This window comes from Streptomyces griseus, from assembly GCF_001715295.1.
Lineage (GTDB): Bacteria > Actinomycetota > Actinomycetes > Streptomycetales > Streptomycetaceae > Streptomyces > Streptomyces griseus_G.
In genome coordinates this window covers 662,012-674,310 of the sequence record NZ_MDKB01000004.1, presented here as the reverse complement: position 1 = coordinate 674,310, position 12,299 = coordinate 662,012, and the positions used below count along the sequence as shown (strand labels likewise).

Below are 12,299 nucleotides of genomic sequence, written 5' to 3'. Positions count from 1 at the left end.
CCCTACGGTCGTTGCACTTGATCAGCGCTCTGCAGTGGGGGCTGTGCGCTTCGCCATGTGGTTCCGGCGCATCATCGGCGTCAGCGCGCATGCCCACAGCATCGACGCCGACACCGCGACCCGAGATGGCATGGTCGCGGCACAGAAGGCGCCGCACGCCGAGGTGTTGACGACTGACCAGCGACTGTTGCGTGTTCTGCTCGATGACCACCACGCCGCGTTGGACGAACGTCTCATGGCGCACCGCGAGACGGTTGGCACAGTTGGCACCGACCCCGCAGTCCGGAGTCTGCTGCTGGGTTGGCGGGAGCCGCCACGCTGGGCGCCCTTGCAGTCTCGCGCACGGGTGACAGTTGGGGGCATCCGGGTTCGGCTCTCGCCGGCGAGTGTGCCGCAACAGCGGATGGCCGACCTCCCCGTCAGCAGTCACTCGAGAGCCGATGGGCCGGTTTGGTCGCTCGGCCACCGGAGCCGATCCCAGCCTCTCGGTCGCCTTCCCCCTCCCGAGGGAAGCAAGAAACGACTGTATGCCCGTCTGTCAGCCTCTCAGGCGCGCAAAGGTCCCGCCATACCGAGCAGGTCGAGTCCGGCCCTCCTGGGCATCATTCTGCACGTCGCTTTTGTGACAGACAGAGATTTTTTTCCTTTTTGAGTGACTGCACGTCAAGCTTTGCACCACGCTTCCGATGCGCCCAACTCGGTAGGTCGCGGACCGCAGCGGGTCCGTGCGGCCCTCTGCGGGCGTGACGCAGGTGGTGCTCAGTGGCGGTTACGCGTCCACTGCCACACACCCACGACCACGATCAGCGCGACAACGAAGCTCGTGACCGACACCGCCACGCTCGGACCCGCTCGTAAGGAAAACGAAAGCATGGAGAACCTGTGCCCCCACGCCCTACAGGAACACCCGGTTGGTGACGTGGGCGACCGGACCGCACGCAGCCGGGGCTTGCGCATCTGACGGACTGCGGCCAGCAAGGGGTTCGGGGGAGCGGGCACCCGTCTCCGTCTCTTGCGGCAGACGCCGCTGGTCCGCAACGGCGCCGGGCAAAGGCGAGGTCCGTCGCACACGACCCGAACAGTGGATCGCTGCACACCGGAATCGGTACAGCGAGGTGGGAACGGGTAGGTGGCGGCACAACGATGCCACGACAGACCTTGGAAAGTGATTCACCATGACCGACGACGCCTACCTCTACCTCGCCGACGACGCCCCCGGCTCAGGCTGGCAGGGCGCTCCCGTCTCCGTCGCCGGAGAGCTGGAGTGCCTGCAGACACCGGCCGTACGGGCCTGGCTCGATGCCCACCGGACCGACGCCACCTCTCCGGCGCTGCGCGTCGTGCCGCCCGAACAGACCGGAATGATCCCCGGTGAGGCCGAACGACTGCCCGTGCCCCTGACCGAGGAGGAGCTGGACCGGGTACGCCGGGCCGGCGCCACCGACCAGGTGGCGGCCGTCGAACAGGAACTGCTCTCCTACCGTGACAGCGAGGAGGGACGCGACGCCCTGCTGCACAAGGCCCTGGCCGCCGGCGTACCAGCGCACCGCATCGTGGAACTGGCCGGAGTGCACCCCTCAGCCCTGCCCACCACATCTCACACCTGACAGACAGATCCCCCACACCACCACCGCGCGACCCGGGGCGCCCTGGAGCCGCCTCACGGCCCTCGGGGCGGAACAGCGACGGCGGCTCAGCGAGCTGGGCGTCCGCCCCCGGGTCGGCCGCCCGCGCGTTGATGACTGGGCCACGGCCGTACCGCCTGCCGACACCGGAAGCCAAAGCCCTCACGGCACCCTGAGTTACTTGTCACTGCGCGGCAGCTCCGGGAGAACAGGGCCGATGACACGGGTTTGTCGGACGCGCCGCCTGCCTGTCGTCAGACGATCTTCTTACGCCGGCTCGGATCGGAGGAACCGGCGGCGGTGACTGCCGCGACGTCGTCATGGATGGGGAAGACCCGGTCCAGGCCGACGATGCCGAGGATGCGGGCGGTGTTGGCGGGGACAGCGGCCAGGGCTATGCCGGCGCCTTGTTCGGTCGCCAGGTTGCGGGCGGAGATCAGCGCGCTGATGCCGCTGGAGTCGCAGAAGTCCAGACGAGCCAGGTCCAGGACCAGCAGTTGCCCCGCGGCAAGGGTGAGGCTCTCCACGGCCGTGCGCAGTTCAGGTGCCGTGTAGTGATCGAGGTCACCGGTGATCTCCAGTACGGGACCGATGGCGACGTATCGGGTGGTGATCGTCAGTGGGCTCATGTCATGTCTTCGTTCGCAGTGAGGATCGGGGCGGGCACGCCGAGAGCGAGCAGCGCGGTGTCGTCGTCCAGGCCCTCGCCGAAGGAGGCCAGCAGCCCGCTCAGGGCGGTGATCAGTGCCTGCGGGCCGGCCGGCGGCTGCCCGGCGGTGAAGGCGCGCAGGGCGTCCTCGCCGTACAGTGCGCGCTCTGGCCCGATGCGGGCCTCGGTCAGGCCGTCGGTGTACAGGAGCAGGGTGTCGCCCGGCAGCAGATCGGTGCGGTTGGCGACGAACGGGGCTTGAGGCAGGACGCCGACAAGAAGGCCGCCGGGCGTGGGGAGGAAGTCGGCGCTGCCGTCCGCGCGCTGAATCAGCGCGGAGGGGTGTCCGCCGGAGGCCAGGTGCACGCCGACGCGTCCGTCCTGGGGTTCGAGGACGCCGAATATGGTGGTGCAGTAGCGGCCTTCGCCGCTTTGGTATCGCTCGTACAGCACCGTGTTCAACGTGGTCAGTACGGTGACGGGGTCGGCGTCGTGCAGGGCCGCGGCGCGCAGGGTGTAGCGGGTCAGGGAGGTGACTGCGGCGGCCTGTGGGCCCTTGCCGCACACGTCCCCGAGGAAGAACGCCCAACGGCCGCCGTCCACGGGGAACAGGTCGTAGAAGTCTCCGCCCAGCAGGTCCGGGGAGGCCGTGTGGTAGTAGGAACCGGCTTCCAGGCCCGGCACCACCGGCAGCTCGGCGGGCAGCAGGCTCTGCTGGAGAACGGCGAGCGCTTCCTGGAGCCGGGCACGGTCGGCCTCGGACCGTCTGCGTGCTTCCTCGGCGGCCTGGCGGCCGCGCAGCAGCTCCGTCTCGTAGGCCCGGCGGTCGCGGGCGTCGAAGACGGTGGTGCGGATCAGTAGCGGCTCGCCGTCCTGGGTGGTCTTCACCTTCGAAGTGACCAGCACCGGCATCCGCCGGCCGCCGGCCGTCTTGATGTCCATGGCGATGCCGCTGACCTCGCCCTGCATCTGCAACAGCGGCGCGAAGTGCGTCTCGTGGTAAAGCTTGCCGCCCACGCTGAGCAGGTCGGCGAACCGCATCCGCCCCACAACCCGGGAGCGGTCCAGGCCCAGCCAGTCCAGCAGCGTGGTGTTGATCTTCGCGATGGTGCCGTCCATCAGCGTCGACAGGTACCCGCAGGGAGCCTGTTCGTACAGCTCCTCCGCGCTGTCCTCCAGCAGCGATGTGAACACCGCGTCCGTGACGTCCGCGTCGTGCTTGTCACCCGGCTCGGGCTCCTGGGCGGTGCGGCACATCATGAGGCCGTTCCGAGGAAGTCGGCGATCGCCCGCGCGGTGGCCTGCGGGACGCTCAGCTGCGGGCAGTGCCCGGTCGCCTCCGGAGTCACCGGTCGGCTGCCGGGGATGACGGCGACGTTGTTCCTCCGACGGACATCCATACCCGCCAGTTTCCCATCCCCCCGCCCCAGCCCAGGCAGGGGCCTGCGCATGCCTACTCGGTGAGGCATCGACCTGCGGATTTCCTACGGCAAGTCCAAGATCATCGGCTTGGCGTCCATCGCTGTACTGGTGGGCCAACCGCAGCCCATCGCATCCGACGCGACTCCCGACGGTTCGTGAATCGTCGTGGAGCACGCGAGCGCGTCGCCGTCTGGGCGCTGCCGAACGAGCCGGCCGCCGCCGTGGAGAGCCGGCAACACGCCACCGGGCAACTCGCCGCCTGGGCACTGGGGGAGGACCTCACCGACACCGTCGCGCTCGTCGTCAGCGAACTGGTCACCCGCGCGGTCCGCTACGGCCGGCCACCCCTGAAACCGCGCCTGACCCCCCAGGACGAGCTGACCCGCGAAGTCAGCGACGCCAGTGCCACCTCTCCCCGTCTGCGGCACGCCCGCACCACCGGCGAGGGAGGCCGAGGGCTGCTCGTCCTCGCCCCACCGGCTCAGGCACGGGGCGTGCGCCACTCGCCGACCGGCAAGACCACCTGGCCCCGGCAGCAGATCCCACCCCGACGACCGGACCGGCACCCCACCGGGTGGACGCAGGCCCTCGGTGACGACCTCGCGCCGGGGGCGGCCACGCCAGGGGAGCTCAGTGGCCCAGCGCGACTTTGGCGGCCACGATGACCAGGGCCAGCAGCAGGTTGGCGATGCCCTCACCGATCACCATCCGACGGGGGGCGCCGGCACGGATCGCGCCGAGGGCCGCCCAGACGACCTGCTGGGCGATGGCGGTGCTCAGCGCGAGCCAGACCGTGCCCGCCAGATCCAGACCGAGGACCGGGCTGATCGCCACTGCGGCCGCAGGCAGTACCGCCGCCTCGACGATCGACCACTCTCGCCGGGCCACGCGCCCGGCCTGCCGGCGGTCGATCGGCCGGGCGGAGATCCTTTCCCCGGCCAGGTGCGCGTAGACGTGCGCCGCCCAGAAGACCATGCCGGTGACCAGGAGCAGCACGATCAGCTGGACACGGGAGAAGTCGCCGGCCGCGCCGGCGGTGGCCACGACGGAGGCGGCCAGCAGGGATCCGTAGACCGCGCCCGCGTAGTCCGCCCGTCCAGGGCTGGGAGCCTGCCCGGTCTCGGTATGGTCCCGTGGGGTCGGCGCAGTGGTCACCGGCTCACCATAGGCGTTGCCGACCCCACGCCGCGGTGAGCGACGCCGCCCTTCGCGATCACGGGGGACCGGCCCCACCGGTGCGGTGACCGCCGCGCAAGGCGGCTCCGGTTCGTGGGGCACCGGACTGACCCGACGGGACCGGCGTAGCGCGTGCTCACCCCGCAGGAACGCGCCAGGTTCGGGCGGACCACTTCCGCCGGTATCGCCGGACGAACCCGAACCCGAACCCGACCGCCGTCAGGGCAGACCACCACTCTGCGCCGTGGTGGCCGGTTGGGGTGCCTCCGACGAGCGGCGAAGGAGGCGACAAGCAACCCGTCAGGGGGTTTCGGGTCGAAGGTCGGCCGCCGGCAGTCGACAGGGCGCGGGTGCCGACTGGTGGGCGCCGGCGTGCAGACCGCGGCTGACTCAGGGTCGGTGGGGGTGGGGACCGCGCACTGGAGGCTGCTGCCCACGGGCGCGCAAACCCGGGAACCGCTCCGGCACGGTGGTCGGGCCTGTCAGGAGGCGCCCGGACGGGGCCGTCGCGTCCGGGTGCCTGGAGCATACGGCCCGGGTCAGTGCCTCGGCGGCGGCAGGCCGGGCATCTGCGGGTGCCGCAGGTGCTGTCCGCCGAAGGTCCGTCGGGCGGAATACTCTGTCGGTATGAGCGAACGAGGAATGCAGGAGCTGGCCTTGCTGCTGTTGACGGCGCTGGCGAATGCCCCTCGGCACGGGTATGCCATCGCCCAGGAGGTCAAGACCATCACCGACGGCCGAGTGGCGCCGCGTACCGGGGCGCTCTACGGGGCGCTGGACAGGCTGCTGTCGGAGGGCTTGATCCAGGTGGAACGTGAGGAGGTGGTGGGCGGCCGGGCTCGTCGTATCTTCGCTCTTGCTCCCGCCGGGCGGGAACGGCTGCAGGCGGAGGCGGAGCGGCTGGCCGCGACCGCCCGGGAGGTCAGGCGGCGTCTGGCCGACGGCGCGGCGGCGTCGGCGTGAGCGATCGCCTTGTCCGTCTGTATCCGGCTGCATACCGGGCTGCTCACGGGCAGGAAATCATCGACGTGCACCGGGAGATGGCGGCGGACATGCCGCGTCCGGCCCGGCTGCGGGCGGACGCCGATCTGGTCGCGCACGCCCTGCGGGTTCGGCTGGGGCTCGACTCGGCGTCACCTGCGGGGCGTTTCTTCGCCCTGGCTGCCCCGTTCGCCCTGGCGGCTGGTGCGGTGGACAGCGGGCTGCATCTGACGCGCTGGTACGCCGGGCTTGTCCTCTCGCCGGCCCCGGTATGGGTACAGCTCTCCACCGTGGATGGTGCGTGGAGCCTGTACATGCTGCTCTCACTGCTGGTGTGCGTCGGCGCGGTCATCGCCTTGGCCGGCCGGTGGGGCCCGGGTGCGGGGATGGCGGTGTGCGGGCTGCTGGGGACGGCCGTGCAGTGGGCCGCCGGCGCTCGCGTGTACGACGATGGGGCCGTTGCTCCGGCCGCGGCGTTGCTGACCGTCGCCGTCGTCCTCGCCTGCCCTCCGGATCGCCGCGGTGACAGGCGGCTGTCGGCGGCGGCCGGAGCCATGGCTGCCGCGGGGTGGTTTCCCGTCGTCGTCGTGAATGCAGGGACCTATACAGGGGCTTTCGGTGTGACCACGGACTACGGCGCCTGGCCGATGCTGGTCCTCGCCTTCACGGGGGCCGTCCTCGCCGTGCGCGCGCGTTCCTCGGGTCTGCGTGAGATGGGCGCGATGGCCGCGGCCTCTCCGCCGCTGGTCGCCTACTCCTACGCGACTGCCTGGAGCAGTCCCTGGCCCGTCCTCGGCACCCTTCTCCTGCTGTCGGTCGTGGCCGCGCTCACCGCGTTCCTCCAGGCAGTGCGCCGCAGACACTGACCCCGACTTCACTTTCCGGCCGGCCGCCCGCCGACGGGCGGCCGGCTTTGCCGTGCCGACCACGCGTCTTCTCTGACGGCTCCTACGCCGGCAGCATCCCGTGCCCCGAGCACGTTGCCATAGTCCGTTGAGATGAATACTCTGTCTGAGGTTCTATCCGGGAGTGTTGTCCGGGCCGGCCGTGCGATCTCGGGCGCCCCGGCGAAAGGGCGCCCGCAGCGTGACGTGCAGTGACCCCCGCCCGGTCCCTTCCGAGCAGAGAAGAGCATCGAGTTGCCGTTCACCTTGTCCCACGCCGCAGCAGTGCTGCCGCTGATGCGTCGGCCCTTCGTTCCGGCGGCTCTGGTCGCGGGTGCCACGGCACCCGACGTCCCGTACTTCCTGGACGCCCTCGGCGTGTCCGAAACCGGCCCCCAGGACTGGTACGGGCCGCTCCTCAACGCCACGCAGACCCACTCGCTCGGTGTGGGTCCGATGGTCGGTCTGCCGCTTGCCATCGGCCTGGTCGCCGCCTACCGGATGCTGCGTGCGCCGATCACAGCACTGCTCCCATCCGGCCTCCGCCTTCCGGAACCCGAGCGGACGACCGGCCTGCCGGCCAAGGCCCGCTACACCCTGTGGCTACTGGTCTCCGCCCTGATCGGTATCGCCTCCCACCTCGCGTGGGACTCCTTCACCCACGGCGACGGCTTCCTGGTCACCCATGTGCAGTCGCTGCGCGCCTCCGCGCCGGGAGGCCTGACGGCCGCCCGGCTGCTGCAGTACGCGAGCACCGCCTTCGGCCTGGCGGCCGTCGGCCGGCATCTTTGGCGGCGTCGGGACCGTCTGCGCACCCACGTCGACACCGACACCGTCGCCCGCCTGGGTCCCGTCATGCGGTGGAGCGTGGTGACTCTGCTGGTTGCGGCACCCGTGCTGGGCGGCGCCGTCAACAGCCGTGACGACTTCAACGCCTACCGCTATGTGACCGAAGTGGACTACAGCCGACCGACCACCGTCGACCTGGGCGACGGCGCGAGCGAGACCACCTATCCCTCCAAGACGGTCCAAGCTCCGTGGGGGAGCCTCGCCGAAGGCGTGTTGACCGGAGCCGCCAAGAGAGCGGGCGCTTCGTTCACGGTCGCACTGCTGCTGTACTCCGCCACCTGGCAGATCGGCGCCATCTCGCGCCGGCCAGCGACGGTGTCCCCCCGGGGCGCTCCGGCGTCCTCGAGGTAGCCACCGTCGTCGCCTCCCTGCTCTTCCTCTTATGCCTGGCCCTGGATGGGACCTGCTCGGGTACCGTCATCGCGCCCTGACCCACCTCGGCGAGCAGGGCGCCTCCCCGCTGATGCTGATGGCGAAGTCGAGGCACAAGAAGCCGGTCCGCGCCCGAGCCGTCCGCATCCGGGCGGCCAACGCATGGAGTTCCCCGGTGCGAGCGGCGGGCGCGGCCGGACGCGCCTGCCGCGTCTCGCTACTCGTCGACAGCGCCCGGGGCACGGAGGGGCCGCTTTCCGCCGGTCAGGGCCGGGAGGTGAGAGGAGTACCGGCCCAGCACGGTGATGTGGTGGCGCACGAACGGGGAAAGCCGGGCCACGTCCTCGTCGCGGGCCTCGAAGCCGTCCGCGCGCAGCCGGTTCCCGGCGGCGTGAGATCGTGCAGATCGCTCTCGCCCTGCCGGCCTGGACACCGATGCTCGCGCTGACCGGCAAGGCCCGCTTCAGAGGGAGATCACGATCTTTCCGCGGGTGCGTCCGCGCTCGGCCTGCGCGTGGGCGTCGGCGATCCGCTCCAGGGGGTACGTCCGGTCGATACGGGGTGTGTAGCGGCCTTGCCGGCCCAGTTCCGCGGCCTCGGACAGGAGGGTCGAGTCGTTCTCCGCGTTGACCACATGCGTGCCCAGGCGCTGCCCGCCTGCGTGGTCGGCGACCGTCGCGACGCGGGTCGGGTCGCCGGTGATCGCGACGAGGTCCTCCAGGGATCCGGAGGCCGCGGTGTCGAGCGCGATGTCGACGCCGTGCGGAGCGAGAGGGGAGAGGCGCTGCGCGAGGCCGGGGCCGTAGGTGGTGGGGACGGCACCGAGAGAGGTGAGGAACTCGTGGTTGCGTTCGCTGGCTGTCCCGATCACGGTGGCACCTTGTGCCACAGCGATCTCGACTGCCGCGCTGCCCACGCCTCCGGACGCTCCCTCGACGAGAAGGGTGCGTCCCGCGAGGGAGCCGAGCGCGTTCAGGCCACGCATCGCGGTCACGGACGCGAGGCCGGCGCCCGCGGCCTGCTCGTCGTTCCACGTGTCGGGGGCGTGGGCCCAGGCGGAGAGGACGACCAGTTCCGCGGTCGCGCCGGTGACACCGCCCAGCCCGAAGACGCGGTCGCCGATGCTCACCCCCTGCACTCCGTCACCGATTTCGTCGACCACGCCGGCGGCGTCGCGCCCGGGGATGGCGGGTAGCTCCAGGGGAATCAGCTGGTGCAGGGTGCCGGCGCGCAGCTTCCAGTCGATGGGATTGACGCTGGCCGCCGCGACGCGGGCTCGGATCTCACCGGGTCCGGGGTGGGGGTCGGGGGCCTGCTCGATCACCAGGCTCTCCGCTCCGCCGTATTCATGGAAGCGAGCTGCACGCATAATGCCCTGCCTTACCTATACAGGTCGAAATGATGGTGTTCATTCGACGCCTATTACCGCATATCCGACGTCGTATCGAGGTGCGGCAAGCCGACCGCCTTCCGGCCGGGGGAGGACGATGAGGCTCGGCGTGGCAGCCGCCCGCCCCGACCACCACGGTCCCGCCCATCGGCGGAATACCTCCCGTGGAGTCGACGCTCCGGAAGATATCCAGAAGGTCGGTAACCGTCTGGATACCAAGACCTGAGACGGGAGACCCTCGATGACCCCACGGCCACCGCTGCCGGCCGACTTGTTCGACGAGCTGTGCCCGTCCTCGCTGCTGCCCTTCCGCTTCGGTGACAAGTGGGCATCCATGGTCCTCCGTTGCCTGGACGACGGCCCGCGCAGATACTCCGAGCTCCGCGTCCCACTGAGTCGCGTCACCCCGAAGGCGCTCACCCAGTCCCTGCGCGGCTTGGAGCGGAACGGGTTCGTCTCACGCACCGTTCACGCCGACCCGAAACTGCGGGTGGAGTACGCGCTGACACCGCTGGGCCGCAGCCTGCTGGAGCCGATGGCCGCCGCGTGCCGATGGGCGGCCGAGCACTGGGACGAGCTGCTCGACGCCCGCGACGGCGGCATCTCCTCCAGCGGCTGACGGCTGACTCGAACCTGCGTCGACGCGTGCCGCACCGGACGAGCCGCGCCCTTGTGCCGGCTCGGAAGAATCGCCGACAGCGGTGTCCGCAGCACCGGGGAACTGCTGTCCACCGTGACGTTCACGGTGCAGACCCTCGCCGCGGGGGAGCTCCGGCGTGAGGTGACTGACGACGGGCTGAGGGCGGCGAGGCCAAGGGCAACAAGGGTGGCCGCAGACCGTTCCGGATCAGCGGCCGTGTGCGCGGGCAGGAGGTCAGCGACGGCGGTTCGGATGGCGCCGCGACGACCTCTGTGGCGGGTCCGGCGCACCCGGGTCGCCCCCCTCAGGGGCGGTAGCACTCGCGGGCCGCGCCGCCGGCGGGCAGAAAGCAGAGCCGCAGACCGGCCCGGTGGTCTCCGCCGAGCATCGGGGTGAAGCGGTACGCCCTCGTGTCGGCCGTGGTCCGGATGACGACACGGCGCGGCGGTGCGCCGGGCACCGAGACCTCGACGGTGTCCCCGACCCTCGTGTGCCAGACCCGCCCCCACGCCGCGGCGCACACCGGGCTGTACCGGAGCTCCATCTGTGCGCCGGTACGGGTGCGGTGGAGCGGCCCGAGCACGTCGGCACGGCCGGGCAGCCCGCAGAACATCCGCGCCGGGTCCTCGCCGTCGCATGCGCTGCCCCGGCAGCCGGGGGCCGGATCCAGTGCCGCGGAGCCCGGCGTCCCCGGATCGCCGACGATGTGGGTCGGCAGCCACAGGGCTGCCGTCATCGCGGCGGCCGCCACAGCGGCTCCGGCGCCCAGGGCCGGCAGGCGCCGCCGCAGGGCCGGCCGGGTGGGGGCGGTCGTCCGCCCGGCGTCCGGCGCAGCCGGCCCCGGGGAGGCCGGTGGCCGGGCGGTGGAGCGGGCGCGTCCGCTCCACTCGGCGTCGGCCAGCTCCCAGAGCGCGAGCAGCCGCCCGGGATGCTCACCCGCCAGGACGCAGAGCGTCTCGACGGCCTGCCTGGGAACGGGCAGCTTGCCGTTGAGGTAGCGCTCCCAGGAGGACTTGCTGTACGGCGTGCGCCCGGCCAGGGCCGCCAGGCTCAGGCCCGTGCGGGCCCGTACCGCGCGCAGCCCCTCGGCCAGGGCCGCGCATTCGGGTGCGGGGGTGGTCATTCGCGCAGCACCTGCCAGGTGTGGGGGCCCACGATGCCGTCGGCCGGCAGCCCCGCCCTCTTCTGCAGCCGCACGACCGCCGCGATGGTCTGCTGGCCGTACACCCCGTCGACGAGGCCCGGGTCCGTCCTGTGGTGCCTCAGCAGGCACTGGGCCTCCACCACGTCCCAGCCCGGTCCGGCGAGGACTGCGGTGCGGGTGGTGCTGTAACCGGCGACCAGGGCGCCCTTGTCCGGGCCGCCTGACCGGTGCACCGCGCAGGGATAGGACGTGCCCGGTACGTACACGTAAGCCGCCGGCCGGTGCGTGACGGGCGCGGCCCGGGCGGAGGAACCGGACGGTACGGGCGGTGCGCCGGACGCCGTACCCGCTCTGCCGGCGTCGCGGTCGTCGGGCGGCGTTCCGCTCGCCAGCAGCCCGGCCCCCAGCCCGAGCACCGCGGCGACGGTGACGGTGACGGCGAAGACGGGCCAGGAGACTCCCGGTCGGCGCCCGCCGCGCGCCGAGGCAGGCTCCTCGTGAGGCGGCACCGCCGGGACGGCGGCGCCCTGCCGCTCCTCGTCCTCCTCGCCCTTCTCGCTTTTCACGGCGGCCGACTGCGACGGCACGGCCCGCTGCTGCCACGCCTGTTCGGCCACCGCGTGCAGGACCAGCAGCCGGGTCGGTTCCGTCTCCGTGATCCGTGCCAGTTCCTCCACCGCGTGACGTGGGGGCAGCGCCTTTCCGTTCAGGCAACGCTCCCACGACGACCGGCTGTACCCCGTCCTGGCCGCGAGCGAGGTGAGGCTCAGCCCGCTGCGGTCCTTCATTCTCCTCAGCTGGACGACCAGCTGACGGACGCTCCGGTCCAGCGGATCCGGCAGTTCCTTCCAACGCGGCATGGCTCGCTCCGTCAAGCATCAGGGCTCCAGAGCCCTCACCTTCTCCATGTTCCGACCGTGGTCAACCCCGGCGCGGGCTCCTGGTCACTGGCCCCGCCCCCCGCCCGCACCTTGTCGGCCACCCCGCCGAGCGGTCCGGCGTCCCGGCGACCCGGCATCCCGTCCCACGTCTTCGCAGGTCGGCACGGGGGACGTCCCACGGTGTCCCAACCGCCCCGACACCCCTGGCCCCCTTCGAGATTGGCCAGCAATCTCGGTAGGGCCACGCCGGACGGTGCGGCCCGTTCCACCGCTCGCACCGTCCGCC

The 12,299-nt window shown here is 71.6% G+C and carries 12 protein-coding genes and 1 pseudogene; 6 read left to right on the top strand and 7 right to left on the bottom strand.

Going from position 1 to position 12,299, the window contains the following annotated elements:
- The first annotated feature begins 1,175 nt into the window (after positions 1 to 1,175).
- On the top strand, positions 1,176 to 1,607 hold the full coding sequence (locus tag BA175_RS24700) for a DUF6003 family protein (protein WP_069173671.1): 432 nt from the start codon (positions 1,176 to 1,178) through the stop codon (positions 1,605 to 1,607).
- A gap of 272 nt (positions 1,608 to 1,879) precedes the next feature.
- Here the strand turns inward: BA175_RS24700 and BA175_RS24695 are convergent, their stop codons facing one another.
- The 3 genes and pseudogenes from BA175_RS24695 to BA175_RS30735 all read right to left on the bottom strand — a co-directional run.
- Positions 1,880 to 2,254 carry an STAS domain-containing protein gene (locus BA175_RS24695; protein ID WP_069173670.1) on the bottom strand — a complete coding sequence of 125 codons (375 nt, stop codon included), beginning with the start codon at positions 2,252 to 2,254 and terminating at the stop codon, positions 1,880 to 1,882.
- The gene (locus BA175_RS24690) at positions 2,251 to 3,531 is read right to left on the bottom strand and encodes a PP2C family protein-serine/threonine phosphatase (RefSeq protein ID WP_069173669.1); all 1,281 of its coding nucleotides are present in this window, start codon (positions 3,529 to 3,531) and stop codon (positions 2,251 to 2,253) included. The genes BA175_RS24695 and BA175_RS24690 overlap by 4 nt, the downstream gene beginning before the upstream one ends.
- Positions 3,531 to 3,647: pseudogene (locus BA175_RS30735) on the bottom strand (alpha/beta fold hydrolase); the annotation flags it as partial. The pseudogene BA175_RS30735 and the gene BA175_RS24690, both read right to left, overlap by 1 nt.
- Before the next feature lie 204 nt (positions 3,648 to 3,851).
- Here BA175_RS30735 and BA175_RS30950 point away from each other — a divergent pair.
- Positions 3,852 to 4,361 (top strand): ATP-binding protein, encoded by a 510-nt coding sequence (locus BA175_RS30950; RefSeq protein ID WP_139131413.1) that lies wholly within the window; start codon positions 3,852 to 3,854, stop codon positions 4,359 to 4,361.
- Here the strand turns inward: BA175_RS30950 and BA175_RS24680 are convergent.
- Entirely contained in the window at positions 4,327 to 4,851 is a 525-nt protein-coding gene (locus BA175_RS24680; RefSeq protein ID WP_069173667.1) for a hypothetical protein, read from the bottom strand. The genes BA175_RS30950 and BA175_RS24680 overlap by 35 nt on opposite strands.
- A gap of 648 nt (positions 4,852 to 5,499) precedes the next feature.
- On the opposite strand from BA175_RS24680, the gene BA175_RS24675 reads away from it, so the two are divergent.
- The 3 genes from BA175_RS24675 (at position 5,500) to BA175_RS24665 (ending at position 7,937) form a co-directional block, all read left to right on the top strand.
- Complete coding sequence (locus tag BA175_RS24675; RefSeq protein ID WP_069173666.1) at positions 5,500 to 5,835, top strand: PadR family transcriptional regulator; 336 nt, start codon at positions 5,500 to 5,502, stop codon at positions 5,833 to 5,835.
- Between the two features lie 65 nt (positions 5,836 to 5,900).
- On the top strand, positions 5,901 to 6,719 hold the full coding sequence (locus BA175_RS24670) for a hypothetical protein (protein ID WP_069173665.1): 819 nt from the start codon (positions 5,901 to 5,903) through the stop codon (positions 6,717 to 6,719).
- Positions 6,720 to 6,992: 273 nt separating this feature from the next.
- Positions 6,993 to 7,937 (top strand): DUF4184 family protein, encoded by a 945-nt coding sequence (locus tag BA175_RS24665; protein ID WP_217493234.1) that lies wholly within the window; start codon positions 6,993 to 6,995, stop codon positions 7,935 to 7,937.
- A 484-nt stretch (positions 7,938 to 8,421) separates the two neighbouring features.
- On the opposite strand, the gene BA175_RS24655 is transcribed toward BA175_RS24665, so the two are convergent.
- A complete protein-coding gene (locus BA175_RS24655; protein WP_069173663.1) occupies positions 8,422 to 9,327 on the bottom strand; it encodes an NADP-dependent oxidoreductase in 906 nt (301 codons plus the stop codon).
- A 262-nt stretch (positions 9,328 to 9,589) separates the two neighbouring features.
- Here BA175_RS24655 and BA175_RS24650 point away from each other — a divergent pair, with 262 nt between their 5' ends.
- The gene (locus BA175_RS24650) at positions 9,590 to 9,967 is read left to right on the top strand and encodes a winged helix-turn-helix transcriptional regulator (protein WP_069173662.1); all 378 of its coding nucleotides are present in this window, start codon (positions 9,590 to 9,592) and stop codon (positions 9,965 to 9,967) included.
- 325 nt (positions 9,968 to 10,292) lie between these two features.
- On the opposite strand, the gene BA175_RS24645 is transcribed toward BA175_RS24650, so the two are convergent.
- Positions 10,293 to 11,111: a helix-turn-helix domain-containing protein gene (locus tag BA175_RS24645; RefSeq protein ID WP_069173661.1), complete on the bottom strand. Its 819-nt coding sequence runs from the start codon at positions 11,109 to 11,111 to the stop codon at positions 10,293 to 10,295.
- The gene (locus BA175_RS24640; RefSeq protein WP_069173660.1) at positions 11,108 to 11,992 is read right to left on the bottom strand and encodes a helix-turn-helix domain-containing protein; all 885 of its coding nucleotides are present in this window, start codon (positions 11,990 to 11,992) and stop codon (positions 11,108 to 11,110) included. Before BA175_RS24640 ends, BA175_RS24645 begins: the two co-directional genes overlap by 4 nt.
- Positions 11,993 to 12,299: the final 307 nt, after the last annotated feature.